Raw genomic sequence first — 14,353 nt, 5'->3', positions numbered from 1 at the left:
CACGCGAACGGGGCACTCCGCCCGGAAACCGGCCCGGCCGGACTCGCCGTATGCTTCCGACGGAACCGCGTCGGCGACTGAAGGAGACTCCTGTGAAGGTCGGCTGCATCGGACTGGGCGACATCGCGCAGAAGGCGTACCTGCCGGTGCTCGGCGTGCAGCCCGGGATCGAACTGCATCTGCAGACGCGGACGCCCGCCACGCTCGACCGCGTCGCCGACAGCCTCCACCTGCCGCGGGACCGGCGCCACGGCGACCTGGAGGCCCTGCTCGCCCAGGACCTCGACGCGGCCTTCGTGCACGCGCCCACGGTCGCCCACCCCGAGATCGTCACCCGGCTGCTGGAGGCGGGCGTACCGACGTACGTCGACAAGCCGCTGGCGTACGAGCTGGGCGACTCGGAGCGGCTGGTGCGGCTCGCGGAGGAGCGGAACGTCAGCCTCGCGGTCGGGTTCAACCGGCGTCACGCACCCGCGTACGCGCAGTGCGCCGAACACCCCCGCGAGCTGATCCTGATGCAGAAGAACCGCACGGGGCTGCCCGAGGAGCCGCGCACCATGGTCCTCGACGACTTCATCCACGTCGTCGACACCCTGCGCTTCCTGGTGCCGGGGCCGGTCGACGACGTGACGGTGCGGGCCCGTACCGAGGACGGGCTGCTGCACCACGTCGTGCTCCAGCTCGCCGGGGACGGATTCACGGCGCTCGGTGTGATGAACCGGCTGAGCGGTTCGAGCGAGGAGGTCCTCGAGGTCTCGGGCCAGGACACCAAGCGGCAGGTGGTCAATCTCGCCGAGGTGATCGACCACAAGGGCCAGCCGACCGTGCGCCGGCGCGGTGACTGGGTGCCGGTGGCCCGGCAGCGCGGCATCGAGCAGGTGGTCCTCGCCTTCCTCGACGCCGTGCGCACGGGAAAGGTGCTCAGCGCCCGGGACGCGCTGGCGACCCACGAGTTGTGCGAGCGGGTGGTCCAAGCGGTTCGGGAGCGGGCCGCCGCGGTCTGAAGGCGCGCGCGCCTTCCGTCACGCACAGCGCCGCCATCACCAGCAGCGCGCCGTGCACCGGCCAGTCGCCGAAGCGGACGTACGGGGTCACCCCCCGGGCCAGCGGCACGTCGTAGAGCATCGTGCCGCTCGTGTCCGTGCCGAGCCGGGAGCCGACGCGCCCGCCGTCCGGGCCGTAGACGGCGGAGACGCCGGTGAGCGTCGCGTGCACCATGGTCCGGCCGGTCTCGGCGGCGCGCAGCGCGGCGAGCGAGGCGTGCTGCTCCGGGGCCCAGCTCCGCTGGAACGAGGACGTCGAGGACTGGGCCACCAGCACCTCGGCGCCGTCCTGGGCGAGATGGCGGCCCATGTCGGGGAACGCCGTCTCGAAGCAGACCATGGGGCCGACGCGCAGCCCGTGCCCGACGTTCATCACCACCTGTTCGGTACCCCGCATGCGGTCCTCGCCCGCGGCCTTGCCGACGGAGGTGGCCCAGCCGAGCAGGGAGCGCGCGGGCACGTACTCGCCGAACGGGACCAGCCGCATCTTGTCGTAGCGGTCGCCGGTGGGACCGTGCGGTCCCACCAGGACCGAGCTCTTGTAGATGCCCGGCCGGTCGGAGCGGCGCGCGTCGACGTTCACCAGGATGTCGGCGCCGACCTCGCGGGACAGCGTCGCGACGCGGACCGCCATGTCGGGCCGGTCGGCCAGGTCGAAGCCGAGACTGCTCTCGCCCCAGACGACCAGGTCGGCGCCCCGGCCCACGAGTTCACGGGTCAGCGCCTCCTCGCGTGCGAAGCGTCTGTCGCCGCTCGTGCTCCCGTCCACGACTCCGGGCTGCACGACGGCGATCCGCACCCGGCCGTCGGCGTCCGGGCGCGGCGACCACATCCAGGCCGCCGAGGTCGCGGCGGCGGTCGCGACCAGTCCGGCCACCGCGGGCACACGGGACTCACGCACGGAGACCAGCACGGCGACCGCGACGTTGACCGCCACCACCAGGAAGCTGAGCAGCCACACCCCGCCGACCGAGGCCAGCCGCAGTGCGGGTTCCACCTGCCACTGACTCGATCCGAGCAGACCCCAGGGGCCGCCCAGGCCCTGCCAGGAGCGGACGAGCTCGACCATGAGCCATCCCGACGGCAGGACGAGGAGAGCGGCGCCGACCCGGCCGGGTGAGGGCAGCCCGGCCAGGAACCGCCGGACGAGCAGGCCCCACGGCACCCACAGCGCGCCGAGCAGCGCGGCTATGACCACGGTGAAGACGTGCAGGCTCGGCAGCAGCCAGTGGTGCACGGCCAGCATGAAGCCGAAGCCGCCGAACCAGCCGTCGTACGCGGCTCGCCCGCCCGTGGGGGCCGAGCGCGCCAGGAGGATCCAGGGAACCAGTGCCACGTACGCGAACCACCACCACGACGGGGCGGGGAACGCGAACACCGGCAGCGCGCCGGCGAGCACGGCGAGGATCCCGCGCCGCCAGGGAGAGGCCAGCCATGGGTCGAACGCACGGTCGGGCCTGTTCATTCTTCGCCTCCCTGCCCCGAGGTCTCTCCAGTGTGCGCGTCGGCGACGATCTACGACAGGGGGCGTGGTGATCGGGAGGGGGCGCGCCGAAGGACAGGCGCTCCGGGCGCACGGCGCCGACGGATCCCCGGATCGCGGAGGCCGGGCGGATCCCCGGGGCGGGGTCCCGGGCGCGCTCCCGGGATCGCGGAGGCAGGGCAGGCCGGCCCCGGGGCCGGGGCGGTGGTGACGGAAGGCGTGGGCGGGGACCGGCGTCGGGGGATCAGGTCGCGGCGGGTGCGTGCCGGGGCCGCGGCGCGCGGCGCCATTTCTCCTGGACGACCACCTGGCGCAGCCGCCAGCCGTCGCCGGTGCGCAGCAGCCCGAAGGCGTACCGGCCGCCGCACACGAGGTCGGGCGCGGTGGAGTCGCCGTCCTGCCCGGTGAAGCGCATCGGATTGACGTAGTCGGCCCGCACCTCGGCCGTGTCGCCGGTGTCCTGCTCCAGGATGCCGAACCGCACCCGCCGGTTGACGATCAGGTGCTGGCGCATCGCGAACAGGTCGAGGCTCTGCGCGAGCCACGCGGCGACCTCGACGGCGTCGCCCTCGATGCCTCCGGCCGAGCGGTAGTCGGCGCGGCCCTTCGGCGCGAACAGCCCTCGGTATCCCTCCCAGTCGCCGTCGTCCACGGCCACCGCGTACGCGGTGACGATCTCGTCCACGGAGAACCGGTCCAGCACGGTCGCGAGCTCCACACGCTGCGTCATCGGCTCAGTGTTGGCCACTCGGCCTGTCACGCCAAGGGGCTGGGCACGGATATTCGGTGTCCGGGACCGAGGGAGGTGCTACGCGGCCTCGATGATCTCGCCGCGTATCGCCTCGGCCCACTTCACGATCAACAGCTCGTACTCCGCCCGCTCCTGCGCGGACAGGGAGCCGCCCGTCCGCGTCCACAGGGCGCGGATCTGTTCGTTCAACGCGGCGGCAGAGCGCACGGAACCAGGCGGAGTGACTTCGGGGGACATGCGGACCAGCCTAGGCGCAAGGACTGACACTGCGCTACCGGGCGGCTACTCAAGTCGTATGCGGTGCGTCACGACGGGTCCGGTGGGCGCCCCGTCGATCGTCGAATTCCCTTTCCCGCAGCGTGAGTTGTGCTGCGGGAAAGGTGGTGCGGCGGATCCGTGGCGCGGGCCGTGCCGGGGGAACGGGTCACGGGTCCAGTCCTTCGAGCCGCCCCCCGCCGACCGCTTCCGTCCGTTCGGCCCAGACCCGCGCCGCGAGCGCCTCGGCCTCGTCCTGAGGGATTCCGGCCCTCACCAGGATGACCCCGCGGCTGCCATCCGGGAACTTCACACTGCGCGCTTCCGTGCCCAACCTGCCCAGCGCGGGATCTTTTGGCATGTTCCACCTCCAGTCGGAGAGACCACGCTAAAACGCCGCAACCCGAACCGCAGAAGCGGTAGGCCAGACGGCCTACCGCTTCGGGTCGGAACTTGCCGGGTGCTCGGCTCAGCCGGCGGACTCGGCCGCGTGGGGGCTCAGGACGTCGGTGCCGACCAGGGCGATGATGACGATCCCGAGGGCGATCCGGTACCAGACGAACGGCATGAAGCTCTTGTGGGAGATGAACTTCATGAACCACGCGATGACGGCGTATCCGACCGCGAAGGCGATGATCGTCGCGAAGACGGTGGGTCCCCAGGAGACGTGGCCCTCCTCGGCCGCGTCCTTGAGTTCGAAGGTGCCGGAGGCGAGGACGGCGGGCATGGCGAGGAGGAAGGAGTAGCGCGCCGCCGCCGCGCGGCTGTAGCCCATGAACAGGCCGCCGCTGATGGTCGCGCCGGAGCGGGAGACGCCGGGGATCAGGGCCATCGCCTGGCATATGCCGAACAGGAGCCCGTCCCTGGTGTTCAGGTCCTCGAGCACCTTGCGCTGCTTGGCCACCCGGTGCCTGCCGCCCGCTTCGTCGCGAGCCGCGAGCCGGTCGGCGACACCCAGGACGATGCCCATCACGATCAGCATCGTGGCGGTGACCCGCAGGTCGCGGAACGGCCCCTCGATCTGGTCCTTGAGCGTGACGCCGAGCACCCCGATCGGGATCGATCCGACGATCACCAGCCACCCCATCCGGGCGTCGTGGTTGCTGCGCATCGCCTTGTTGGTGAGCGAGCGGAACCACGCCGACAGGATGTTGCCCACGTCCTTGCGGAAGTAGATCAGCACCGCGGCCTCCGTGCCGAGCTGCGTGATCGCGGTGAACGCGGCGCCGGGATCGTCCCAGCCCGCGAAGGCGGCGGTCAGCCGCAGATGCGCGCTGGAGGAGACGGGAAGGAATTCGGTCAGCCCCTGGACGAGCCCGAGGACGAGAGATTGAAACCAAGACATGAAGTTATGTGGTCCAAGTGCTGATCGCGGAACGGGAGATGGGCACGCCTGATCGCGGTGTGCGGCGATCGTGGACGCTGAGGGAAGCGTAACTGTCGCACAGGACGGCCCGGTCACGGGGGTTTCGGGGAGGTATTCGTTGCCTCGAAGGCCCTCTGACCAGGGGATTAAGGGACGGGTTGTCCAGGTTTAGTGCCTTGTAATGACGTCACCCGGGTCGTCGGTGCGGACGCCCCGTGTCCGTGCGCGCGACGCGGCGGTCGTCCGGCGGCCGGTCCCGTCACCGTCCGGCCCGGTGCCTGGAGGTGCCGGTCGCCCCAGGGCATCGGCATCAGCAGGGCGGGTCCCGGTTCGAGGCCCGCCCGCGCGGGCCGGTACTCGCAGCGCCCGGGGCGCCGCGCTCATGTGGTCCCGTGCGGGTCTCGACGGCCGCTCAGCTGGTGGCGCTTGCACCAGGCCACCACCGTTCCTGCCAGGGCGGGGACCGTGATCAGGGCCATCGCGATCAGGAACGCGGGGGAGGTCGGCGAGGACGCGCGGGCACCGGCGACGGCGTACGCGGCGGTGTTCGGGATCGACCCGAGCGCCGTCGCGGCCAGGAAGGGCAGCCAGCCCATGCGGGACACGGCCGCGCAGTAGTTCGCCGCCCAGAACGGCACACCGGGGAACAGCCGGGCCACCATCATCGAGCGGAAGCCGTGCCGGCTGAGCTGGCCGTCCGCCGCCCTCAGCCAGCGGGCCCGCAGCAGCGGCCGCAGCGCGTCCTGCCCGAGGGCCCGGCCGAGCCCGAACGCGGCACCCGCGCCGAGCACCGTGCCCGCCAGCGCGGCCGCCAGGCCCAGCTGGGAGCCGAACACGGCGCCGGCCGCCAGGTTGAGCAGCGGGCGGGGCACGAAGGCCACCGTGGACAGCCCGTACGCCACGGCGAACACGACGGCCGCCGCGCCGCCGCCGAGCTGGGGCGGCCAGCCGCCGGCGAGGAGCCGCTGCGGATCGAGGACGAGCACGCTCGACGCCGCGGCCGCGAGCAGCGCGACCAGCAGGGCGAGCCGCGACCACGGCGAGAGCAGCGCTCTCAGGAGGCGCGCGGCCGGATCGGTGCGTACGGCGGTCGGGACCGCGGGTGCGGCGACGGCGGTCTCCGGGCCGACGACCAGGTCGGTGGCGACGGTGAGCTCCGTGGCGGCGGCCTGGGGAGTGGCCGTGGCGGTGCCCCCAGAGCGGGTGGTGGCATCGAGCATCCGGTGACACTAACCGACGGACGTGTGTGATCGCCGTATGGTTCGTCTCATGGGCGTCACAGCTTCCGGAACGTCGGGCGCGCGGTTCGAGGTGCCGGGCAGCACGCTCGCGGACACCCTCCTGGAGCGGCTGACCACCGTTTATCCGGCGGGGGCCGACCCCGGCCGGGCCGCGTCGATGCGCGCGTACATGAAGGACGTGGCCCTCTTCCTCGGGCTGACGACCCCCGAGCGCCGCGCCCTGTCCCGCACCGTGCTCCTGGACACCGCCCGGCCCGACGAGAAGGACTGCACGGCGCTCGCCCTGCGCTGCTGGCGGCTTCCGGAACGCGAGTACCAGTACTTCGCCGTCGACTACCTGCGCCGCCATGTGACGCGTCTGTCGTCCGGCTTCCTGCCGGTGGCCCGGCACCTCGTCTCCACGGTCCCCTGGTGGGACACCGTCGACCTGCTCGCCGCGCACGTGGTGGGGGGCCTGGTGGCCGCCGACCCGCGCCTGCGCGCCGACATGGACGCCTGGATCGAGGACGAGGACCTGTGGGTCGCCCGTACGGCGCTGCTCCACCAGCTCCGGTACAAGGAGGCCACCGACACCGGGCGCCTCTTCGCGTACTGCCTCCGGCAGTCGGGCCACCCCGACTTCTTCGTCCGCAAGGCCATCGGATGGTGTCTGCGCGAATACGCCAAGACCGACCCCGGCGCCGTACGGGACTTCGTCGCCGCAGAGCGGGCGGGGCTCTCGCCGCTGTCCGTGCGTGAGGCGCTCAAGAACATCGGTCCCTGAGACCGCGGACATCCCCCGTGCCACACCGGCCCCAGGGGCACCGAAAATCGTTCGACGCGGGCGGACCCGTCGGAGATGATCTCCTCATGTTCCGGTACGCCTTCCTCCTCGCGGCATCCGCAGTCGCGGATGCGCCGAAGGCTGCCGTCCGGATCATCACGGCAGCCGTAGACGGCGCCCGAAGCTGACCCTTCCCGGATCGTCCGGCGGACCCCGCAGGGGGAGGGTCGGTAACTCCTGGGGGTCCCCGTCCCGGCCGGTACGCGCCGGGACCATCACTCAGCTCCGCTGACACCGAAGAGGCTTCGAGGAACTGTCATGCCCAAGACGGCTTACGTGCGCACCAAACCGCACCTGAACATCGGCACCATGGGTCACGTCGACCACGGCAAGACCACCCTGACCGCCGCCATCACGAAGGTCCTCGCCGAACGCGGCTCCGGCACCTTCGTCCCGTTCGACCGCATCGACCGCGCGCCCGAGGAGGCCGCGCGCGGCATCACCATCAACATCGCGCACGTCGAGTACGAGACCGACACCCGGCACTACGCGCACGTGGACATGCCGGGCCACGCCGACTACGTCAAGAACATGGTCACCGGCGCGGCCCAGCTCGACGGGGCGATCCTCGTCGTGTCCGCGCTCGACGGGATCATGCCGCAGACCGCCGAGCACGTGCTGCTCGCCCGGCAGGTGGGCGTCGACCACATCGTCGTCGCCCTCAACAAGGCCGACGCGGGCGACGAGGAGCTCGCGGACCTGGTCGAGCTGGAGGTCCGCGAACTGCTCTCCGCCCAGGGGTACGGGGGCGACTCCGTACCCGTCGTACGGGTGTCCGGCCTCAAGGCTCTTGAGGGGGACCCCCGGTGGACGGCCGCGATCGACGCGCTGCTCGACGCCGTGGACACCTACGTGCCGATGCCCGAGCGCTACCTCGACGCGCCGTTCCTGATGCCGGTCGAGAACGTCCTCACCATCACCGGACGCGGAACGGTCGTCACCGGTGCCGTGGAGCGCGGCACGGTCCGCGTCGGCGACCGGGTCGAGGTGCTCGGCGCGGGGGTCGACACGGTGGTCACCGGCCTGGAGACCTTCGGCAAGCCCATGGAGGAGGCACAGGCCGGCGACAACGTGGCGCTGCTGCTGCGCGGGGTGCCCCGCGACGCGGTCCGCCGCGGGCACGTCGTCGCCGCGCCCGGCAGCGTCGTACCCAGCAGTCGTTTCACGGCGCGGGTGTACGTCCTGTCGACGCGCGAGGGCGGACGCACGACGGCGGTCTCGACCGGGTACCGGCCGCAGTTCTACATCCGCACCGCGGACGTGGTCGGCGACGTCGACCTCGGCGAGACGGGCGTCGCCCGGCCCGGCGACACCGTCGTCATGACCGTGGAGCTCGGCCGCGAGGTGCCGCTGGAGCCCGGCCTCGGCTTCGCGATCCGCGAGGGCGGCCGCACGGTCGGCGCCGGAACCGTGACGTCGGTGGGCTGACGTCCGGCGCGAGCACGTCGACGTCGGCCGGCCGGCGTCCGGTCGTGACGAAGGAGCGGGGCCCGCAGTGGTGCGGCGGGCCCCGCTCCGGGTGCCGCCGTTCGCCGTGGCCGGCCCCGTTCGGGCCATCGGGGGTACCGCACAATGGACCCGTGGACGAGCCGATACCCGTGACGCGGGCCGTGGATCACGGGACCGCCAAGCTGATGCCCGACGTCGACCGCGAGCGGGCCTGGCTGCTGACCGTGGACGGCGCACCCCAGTCGTACGTCGACCTGGACGAGCCGACGCACCTGGAGTTCGAGTACACCCGGCGCCTCGGGCACGTGCTGGACACGGTGGCGCAGCCGGGGCGCGCCCTGGACGTGCTGCACCTCGGCGGCGGGGCGCTCACCCTGCCCCGCTACGTCGCCGCCACCCGGCCCGGTTCGCGCCAGGACGTGATCGAGGCGGACAAGGGCCTGCTGGAAATGATCGAGGAGTGTCTGCCGGTGCCGGGCGGTGCGGGCATCGAGCTGCACCGTGCCGACGCCCGCGCCTGGATCGAGACCGCCGCCCCCGACTCCGCGGACGTCCTGATCGCGGACGTCTTCGGCGGCTCACGCGTACCGGCGCACCTGACCTCCACCGCCTATGCGAGTGCCGCCGAGCGGGTGCTGCGCCCCGGCGGTGTGTACCTCGCCAACCTCGCGGACGCGGCGCCCTTCGCCTTCCTGCGCTCCCAGCTCGCCACGTTCAGCACCGTGTTCGAGGAGGTGGCCCTCATCGCGGAACCCGGTGTGCTGCGCGGCCGGCGCTTCGGCAACGCCGTGCTCGTGGCCTGTCACCACCCGCTCGACACGGCGGCCCTGTCCCGTCGTACCGCCGCCGACGCCTTTCCGGCCCGTGTCGAACACGGTCCCGCGCTGCGGGACTTCATCGGCGGGGCCGCTCCGGTGCGCGACGAGGACGCGGTTCCCTCACCCGAGCCGCCCGGCGGGTCCTTCGGCATCGGCTGACACGTGTTCCGCGGCGGGAGCGCCCTGCGCCACCGGCCGGGACCGCCGCGTCAGGTTCCGTACGTCCGGGACGCACAGCACCGCCGCCGTGACCACCACGACGAGCGTCGCGCAGCCCCACAGCGCGGGCGTCCGGCCGAACGCCTGCTCCGCGGGGCCCGCCAGCGCCGTGGCCAGCGGGACCATCGCGATCGAGCCGAACCAGTCGTACGCCGACACCCGGGAGAGCTTGTCCTCGGGTATCTCCTGGTGGAGCGCCGTCATCCACGACACGCCGAACACCTCGATCGCCAGACCGCTGACGAACATCACGGCGTACAGAGGTACCACCGGCAGCGGGATCGCGAGCGCGGCGGAGGGCGCCGCGAGCGGGAAGACGCACAGGGTGCCCGCGAGCAGCAGGCGACGGGGCTTCCAGCGGGTCATGAGCAGCGCGCCGCCCACGGTCCCGGCGCCGAACGCGCCGAGCGCCAGGCCCCACGGGCCCGCCCCGCCGAGACTGTCCCGGGCGACCAGCGGACCGTAGACCGCGTCCGCGGCGGAGACGACCGCGACCACCACGGAGAACTGCGCGACGATCGTCCACAGCCAGGGCCGTCCGACGAATTCGTGCCAGCCGTCGCGCAGGTCGGCGAGCAGGCCGCCGCCCTGCTCCCGCGGCGGTATGTGGCTCACGTCGAGGAAGGAACGCAGCGCGCCGGCGACCGCGAAGGCCACCGCGTCCACGGCGAGCACCCAGCCCGGTCCGATGACCGCCACCAGCGCGCCGCCCAGGGCCGCGCCGCCGAGTCCCGCGCCCTGCATCGCCATCCGGAACATCGCGAACGCGCGGCTCGCCTGCTCACCGCGGACGGAGGACATCAGCATGCCCTCGGCGGCCGGGTTGAAGAACGCCTGCCCGGTGCCGCCGAGCGCCGACAGCAGCATCATCTGCCACAGCCGGGCCTCACCGGAGAGGACCAGGAAGGCGAAGACCGCCTGCGACACACAGTTGAGGGCGTTGGCCGCGACCATCACCCGGTGCCGGGGCAGCCGGTCCGCGACCGCTCCGCCGATCAGCAGGAACAGCACCAGCGGCAGGGTCCGCGCGGCGGCCACCAGACCCACGTCGCCGCCGTCGCCGCCCGCCTCGAGCACCGCGAACGCCGCGGCGATCAGCGCGCCCTGGCCGCCCAGGTTGGTGATGACCGCGGCGGCGGTCAGAAGGGTGTAGTTCCGGCCCGCCCAGGCGGGGCGGCGGGAGGGTCGGGCGAGGCCGGGGGCTGAGGTCACCGGGAGACTATCGCCGCCCGGCGCCCCACTTGCCAAACCCGGTGCGAACATCGTTACGAGCGCTCACCCGCCCCGGCGCCGGCCGCACACACCCGCACGCTCGCGCCCCGGCCGGGGCGGCCCGGTGTCCGGTGCCGCGGGGGCTCAGGACGCCGTGGGGTCGCCGTGCAGCCGTACGGTGCTCAGGATCTTCTGCACGGTCTCGTCCGGGATCTCCTCCGAGACGCCCTTGGCGCCGTAGAGCGTCCAGGACACGAAGTCGCCGGCCGAGTTCTTGAAGGCGAAGGTGGTCGCCTTGCCGTCGGAGTCGCACTTGGTCTTCTTGGTGACGCCCGAGGAGTACGTCGTCGCGACGCTGCCCTTGATGCCGGAAGCCGTGGTGTACGCCTTGGGCTTGCCGATCTTCAGCAGCTTCTTCGAGGCTTCCTTCTGGGCGGTGTAACCGCCGAAGACCCACCACGCGGAGTCGTTGCGCGCCACGTCGTCGGTGTTCTTGGCGCCGCTCTGGCCCTTGGTGCCCGCGGCGGCGAGCGAGGTGTCCTCGGTGCGGCCGTCCTTGTCCGCGTCGGACGTGCACCACTTCTCCTTGAGGAACGCGGGCGCGGACATGCCGATCAGCAGGGAGCCGTCGCCCTTCTTGTCGTCCTCGAAGCCTATGAAGGTGCCGGAACTGCTGACGTTCCAGTCCGATGGCACGTCGAAGGCGGTGCCCCACTTCGGGTTCACCACGACCTTCCAGCCGTCGATCGTCGCCTTCTCGCCGTCGCCGCCGCGCGGGTTGGCCTCGCTCGGGCTCGCCGACGTGGAGGCCGACGCCTTCGGTGACTTGGACGTGTCGCCGCCGGCCTTGTCGTCCGTGTCGCCCTTGCCCAGGACGAGGAACCCGGTGACCCCGGCCGCGATCACGACGGCCGTGGCCGCGACGATCGCGGTGATCTTCGTCTTGTTGCCGCCACCGCCGTTGCCGCCGGGCACCTGCGGGGTGCCGAGGGGATCCGACGGCGCTCCCCACTGCTGTCCGTACGGGCCGGGCTGCGGATACCCCGTCTGCTGGTATCCGGGCTGCTGGTACGGATTCGGCTGCTGGTAACCCGGCTGCTGGTACGGGTTCTGGTCCTGCGGATTCTGCTCGCCCCCGGGCGGCTGCTGTCCTGGCCACATGGCTGGTAACGATAGAGGGGCCGCCGACCCGGGTGCCACGGCGGTCCCCGAAACGGCCGCGCGGCCAGGCCCCTTGTCCTGCCGAATCAGGTCACTTGTCCCATTGCTCCCGGCCCGGAACCGCCTCGGCGCCGGTACCCCGGCCGCCGGTTCGGTGTCGTGCGGCAGGGCTGGCCAAGGAATGCTACTCATGGGTAACCTCGCGGTATGAGCGCAGACCAGATGACGATCGGCGAGATGCTCGCCGCGACCGTGCCGATGGCCCGGACCCTGAACCTCGAGTTCGTGGAGACCACTCCGGAGAAGGCCGTCGTGGCGCTCCCGGACCAGGGCGACTTCCACAACCACGTCGGCGGACCGCACGCCGGAGCCATGTTCACACTGGGAGAGTCGGCGAGCGGGGCCATCGTGCTCGCCGCCTTCGGGGACCAGCTCTCCCGCGCCGTGCCGCTCGCGGTCAGCGCCGAGATCGCGTACAAGAAGCTCGCGATGGGCCCCGTCACGGCCACCGCCACGCTCGGGCGGCCCGCCGCCGACGTCGTCGCCGAGCTCGACGCCGGCCAGCGCCCCGAGTTCCCCGTCGCCATCGCGATCCAGCGCGGTGACGGCGCGGTGACCGGGGAGATGACGGTCGTCTGGACCCTCCGCCCGAACGGCTGAGACGGCTGCGTCCGCGAGCGCCCCGACCGGGAGGGGAACCGGTCGGGGCCCGGGGCGTGACCGGGGGTACGGACCTGCCGGGTCCCGGGGCGTGACCGGGGGCGCGGGTCTGCCGGCCCCGGAGCGGCGCGCGTTCGTTCAGGCGCGGGGCACTCGTATGCTCACCGTCTGGGTGACCCGGGTGCAGAGCCGCCGTCGGTCGTCCTCGATGTCGCATTCCACCACCGCCGTGTCGCGCCCCACCCGCAGTACACGGGCCTTCGCGTGCGCGGCTCCCTCCCGCACGGGACGCAGGAAATGCGTGGTGGACGTGGTGGTGGCGGGAACCGAGCCCGCGGGGCCGTTCAGTGCGGCGCACACCGCCGAGGCCACATCGGCCAGGCCCATCAGTGCGCCCCCGTGCAACCCGCCCCCCACGGTGGACAGTTCGGGTACGAAGTCGAGTTCGGCGTCCACGCCCTCGGCGGACAGGGCGGTGAAGCGGACGCCCAGGGTCCTGGCGTAGGGGGCCATGGCGTAGATGTCGTCGGCGGTGACGGTCACATCGGCTCCTTGTGGGGGGACGCGAGACGCAAGTCGGTGATCCTTTCTATCAACTTCCTTGTATTCAGGGGTCGTTCCAGTCATAAGGAGTGCCGGGCGATCCGTTCGCCCGCCGTGACGCCGGAGCACCTGTTCCCTTCCGGCCGTCCGTGCCCGACCCTGGCCTCGGGCGGTGCGCGCGCACCGCCCGAGGCCAGGACCGGGCGACGCGCCGGGGACCGGGACCGAGGAGTGCGGACGTGGGTGTACGCGGGCGGGGCACCGTTCTGGTGACCGGTGGCAGCGGGTTCGTCGGAAGCCATCTGGTGCGGCGGCTCCTGGAACGGGGCCACCGGGTCCGCACCACCGTACGGACGACCGCGAACACGGCCAAGGTGTCACCGCTCCGGGAGATGCAGGAGACGTTCCCCGGCAGGCTGGAGCTGTTCGAGGCGGATCTGCTGGCCGAGGGGTCCTTCGACGCCGCGACGAACGGCTGCGGCGTGGTCTTCCACGTGGCGTCGCCGTTCCTGATGCCGGAGAAGATCAAGGACGGCCGCCGCGACATGGTCGACCCGGCGCTGCTCGGCACGCGCAACGTGCTGGCCGCGGTGGAACGGACGCCCACCGTCGAGAAGTTCGTCCTCACCTCCACCGTCGGCGCGATCTTCGGCGACTACGCCGACGTCCGGAGCATGGACGGCGGTGTCCTGTCGGAGAAGTACTTCAACACCACCAGCACGGTCGAGAACAACCCGTACCACTACGCGAAGACGCTCGCGGAACGCGAGGCGTGGGCGGCGGAGGCGGCCCAGGACCGCTGGCGCATGGTCTCCGTCAACCCGGGTCTGGTCCTCGGCCCGTCGCTCACCCCCGCGTCGGAATCCGGCAGCCTGTTCCTCCTGGACGAACTGTTCAGGGGCTGCTTCTTCTACGGCGCCCCCGACTTCAGTTTCACCACGGCGGACGTCCGCGAGGTCGCGGACGCGCACATCGCGGCGGCGGAACACGAGGGGGCCGAGGGCCGTTACATCGTCGCGGCCGAGACGATGACGTCCTTCCACGACATGGCGCGCGTCGTCCGCGGCCGGTACCCCCGCTCCCTCCGGCTGCCCCGCACCGCCCTCCCGCACTGGCCGGTGCGCATCCTCGGCCCGGCGTTCGGACTGACCCAGGACTACATCCGCAGACACCTCGGCATCCGGTTCCGCGTGGACAACACCCGGAGCGTGCGGGAACTGGGCATCACCTACCGCCCGGTCGAGGAGACCCTGCTCGACCACTACGAGAGCTGGCGGCGCCAAACGTGACGAGCCTCACGTCTCCGGACCGCTGTCCAGGACGACCAGG

15 protein-coding genes are annotated in these 14,353 nt (G+C 72.2%); 6 read left to right on the top strand and 9 right to left on the bottom strand.

What is annotated here, in order from left to right; all coding sequences use genetic code 11:
- The first annotated feature begins 92 nt into the window (after positions 1-92).
- Positions 93-1,004, top strand: a complete 912-nt coding sequence (locus ACFW6B_RS10780) for a Gfo/Idh/MocA family protein (RefSeq protein WP_386594260.1) — start codon at positions 93-95, stop codon at positions 1,002-1,004.
- On the opposite strand, the gene lnt is transcribed toward ACFW6B_RS10780, so the two are convergent.
- The 6 genes from lnt to ACFW6B_RS10750 form a co-directional block, all read right to left on the bottom strand.
- On the bottom strand, positions 922-2,508 hold the full coding sequence (gene lnt / locus ACFW6B_RS10775) for an apolipoprotein N-acyltransferase (protein ID WP_386594258.1): 1,587 nt from the start codon (positions 2,506-2,508) through the stop codon (positions 922-924). The genes ACFW6B_RS10780 and lnt overlap by 83 nt on opposite strands.
- 262 nt (positions 2,509-2,770) lie before the next feature.
- Positions 2,771-3,256: a nuclear transport factor 2 family protein gene (locus tag ACFW6B_RS10770; RefSeq protein WP_386594256.1), complete on the bottom strand. Its 486-nt coding sequence runs from the start codon at positions 3,254-3,256 to the stop codon at positions 2,771-2,773.
- Between the two features lie 78 nt (positions 3,257-3,334).
- Positions 3,335-3,514, bottom strand: coding sequence for a hypothetical protein (locus ACFW6B_RS10765; protein ID WP_078943018.1), 180 nt, complete (start codon positions 3,512-3,514; stop codon positions 3,335-3,337).
- A gap of 187 nt (positions 3,515-3,701) precedes the next feature.
- Positions 3,702-3,893, bottom strand: a complete 192-nt coding sequence (locus ACFW6B_RS10760) for a hypothetical protein (protein ID WP_386594252.1) — start codon at positions 3,891-3,893, stop codon at positions 3,702-3,704.
- Between the two features lie 108 nt (positions 3,894-4,001).
- A complete protein-coding gene (locus ACFW6B_RS10755; protein WP_386594251.1) occupies positions 4,002-4,877 on the bottom strand; it encodes an undecaprenyl-diphosphate phosphatase in 876 nt (291 codons plus the stop codon).
- Positions 4,878-5,278: 401 nt separating this feature from the next.
- Positions 5,279-6,118 carry a TVP38/TMEM64 family protein gene (locus tag ACFW6B_RS10750; RefSeq protein WP_386594249.1) on the bottom strand — a complete coding sequence of 280 codons (840 nt, stop codon included), beginning with the start codon at positions 6,116-6,118 and terminating at the stop codon, positions 5,279-5,281.
- 49 nt (positions 6,119-6,167) lie between these two features.
- Here ACFW6B_RS10750 and ACFW6B_RS10745 point away from each other — a divergent pair, with 49 nt between their 5' ends.
- The 3 genes from ACFW6B_RS10745 to ACFW6B_RS10735 all read left to right on the top strand — a co-directional run bounded on the left by ACFW6B_RS10745 (position 6,168) and on the right by ACFW6B_RS10735 (position 9,388).
- Entirely contained in the window at positions 6,168-6,902 is a 735-nt protein-coding gene (locus ACFW6B_RS10745) for a DNA alkylation repair protein (protein WP_386594247.1), read from the top strand.
- 318 nt (positions 6,903-7,220) lie between these two features.
- Positions 7,221-8,390, top strand: a complete 1,170-nt coding sequence (gene tuf, locus ACFW6B_RS10740; RefSeq protein ID WP_386594246.1) for an elongation factor Tu — start codon at positions 7,221-7,223, stop codon at positions 8,388-8,390.
- 152 nt (positions 8,391-8,542) lie between these two features.
- Positions 8,543-9,388: a spermidine synthase gene (locus tag ACFW6B_RS10735; RefSeq protein WP_386594244.1), complete on the top strand. Its 846-nt coding sequence runs from the start codon at positions 8,543-8,545 to the stop codon at positions 9,386-9,388.
- Here ACFW6B_RS10735 and ACFW6B_RS10730 read toward each other — a convergent pair.
- Both ACFW6B_RS10730 and ACFW6B_RS10725 read right to left on the bottom strand, forming a co-directional pair.
- A complete protein-coding gene (locus ACFW6B_RS10730) occupies positions 9,350-10,660 on the bottom strand; it encodes an MFS transporter (RefSeq protein ID WP_386594242.1) in 1,311 nt (436 codons plus the stop codon). The genes ACFW6B_RS10735 and ACFW6B_RS10730 overlap by 39 nt on opposite strands.
- A gap of 144 nt (positions 10,661-10,804) precedes the next feature.
- Positions 10,805-11,821 carry a hypothetical protein gene (locus ACFW6B_RS10725; protein WP_386594240.1) on the bottom strand — a complete coding sequence of 339 codons (1,017 nt, stop codon included), beginning with the start codon at positions 11,819-11,821 and terminating at the stop codon, positions 10,805-10,807.
- Positions 11,822-12,043: 222 nt separating this feature from the next.
- Here ACFW6B_RS10725 and ACFW6B_RS10720 point away from each other — a divergent pair, with 222 nt between their 5' ends.
- Positions 12,044-12,481, top strand: a complete 438-nt coding sequence (locus ACFW6B_RS10720; RefSeq protein ID WP_351866101.1) for a DUF4442 domain-containing protein — start codon at positions 12,044-12,046, stop codon at positions 12,479-12,481.
- Between the two features lie 138 nt (positions 12,482-12,619).
- Here ACFW6B_RS10720 and ACFW6B_RS10715 read toward each other — a convergent pair whose 3' ends face one another.
- Positions 12,620-13,024: a PaaI family thioesterase gene (locus ACFW6B_RS10715; protein ID WP_386594239.1), complete on the bottom strand. Its 405-nt coding sequence runs from the start codon at positions 13,022-13,024 to the stop codon at positions 12,620-12,622.
- A 239-nt stretch (positions 13,025-13,263) separates the two neighbouring features.
- Here ACFW6B_RS10715 and ACFW6B_RS10710 point away from each other — a divergent pair, with 239 nt between their 5' ends.
- Positions 13,264-14,313 (top strand): NAD-dependent epimerase/dehydratase family protein, encoded by a 1,050-nt coding sequence (locus tag ACFW6B_RS10710; RefSeq protein ID WP_386594237.1) that lies wholly within the window; start codon positions 13,264-13,266, stop codon positions 14,311-14,313.
- Positions 14,314-14,353 lie beyond the last annotated feature (40 nt).

The sequence above is a fragment of the Streptomyces sp. NPDC058751 genome (genome assembly GCF_042746485.1).
GTDB lineage: Bacteria > Actinomycetota > Actinomycetes > Streptomycetales > Streptomycetaceae > Streptomyces.
This window is presented reverse-complemented; position numbering and strand designations above follow the sequence as displayed.

Bases quoted from the DNA above. Each gene is read 5' to 3' on its own strand.
- ACFW6B_RS10760 (WP_386594252.1), bottom strand. From the start codon at position 3,893: ATGCCAAAAGATCCCGCGCTGGGCAGGTTGGGCACGGAAGCGCGCAGT.
- ACFW6B_RS10750 (WP_386594249.1), bottom strand. From the start codon at position 6,118: ATGCTCGATGCCACCACCCGCTCTGGGGGCACCGCCACGGCCACTCCC.
- tuf (WP_386594246.1), top strand. From the start codon at position 7,221: ATGCCCAAGACGGCTTACGTGCGCACCAAACCGCACCTGAACATCGGC.
- ACFW6B_RS10755 (WP_386594251.1), bottom strand. From the start codon at position 4,877: ATGTCTTGGTTTCAATCTCTCGTCCTCGGGCTCGTCCAGGGGCTGACC.
- ACFW6B_RS10770 (WP_386594256.1), bottom strand. From the start codon at position 3,256: ATGACGCAGCGTGTGGAGCTCGCGACCGTGCTGGACCGGTTCTCCGTG.
- ACFW6B_RS10745 (WP_386594247.1), top strand. From the start codon at position 6,168: ATGGGCGTCACAGCTTCCGGAACGTCGGGCGCGCGGTTCGAGGTGCCG.
- lnt (WP_386594258.1), bottom strand. From the start codon at position 2,508: ATGAACAGGCCCGACCGTGCGTTCGACCCATGGCTGGCCTCTCCCTGG.
- ACFW6B_RS10765 (WP_078943018.1), bottom strand. From the start codon at position 3,514: ATGTCCCCCGAAGTCACTCCGCCTGGTTCCGTGCGCTCTGCCGCCGCG.
- ACFW6B_RS10720 (WP_351866101.1), top strand. From the start codon at position 12,044: ATGACGATCGGCGAGATGCTCGCCGCGACCGTGCCGATGGCCCGGACC.
- ACFW6B_RS10725 (WP_386594240.1), bottom strand. From the start codon at position 11,821: ATGTGGCCAGGACAGCAGCCGCCCGGGGGCGAGCAGAATCCGCAGGAC.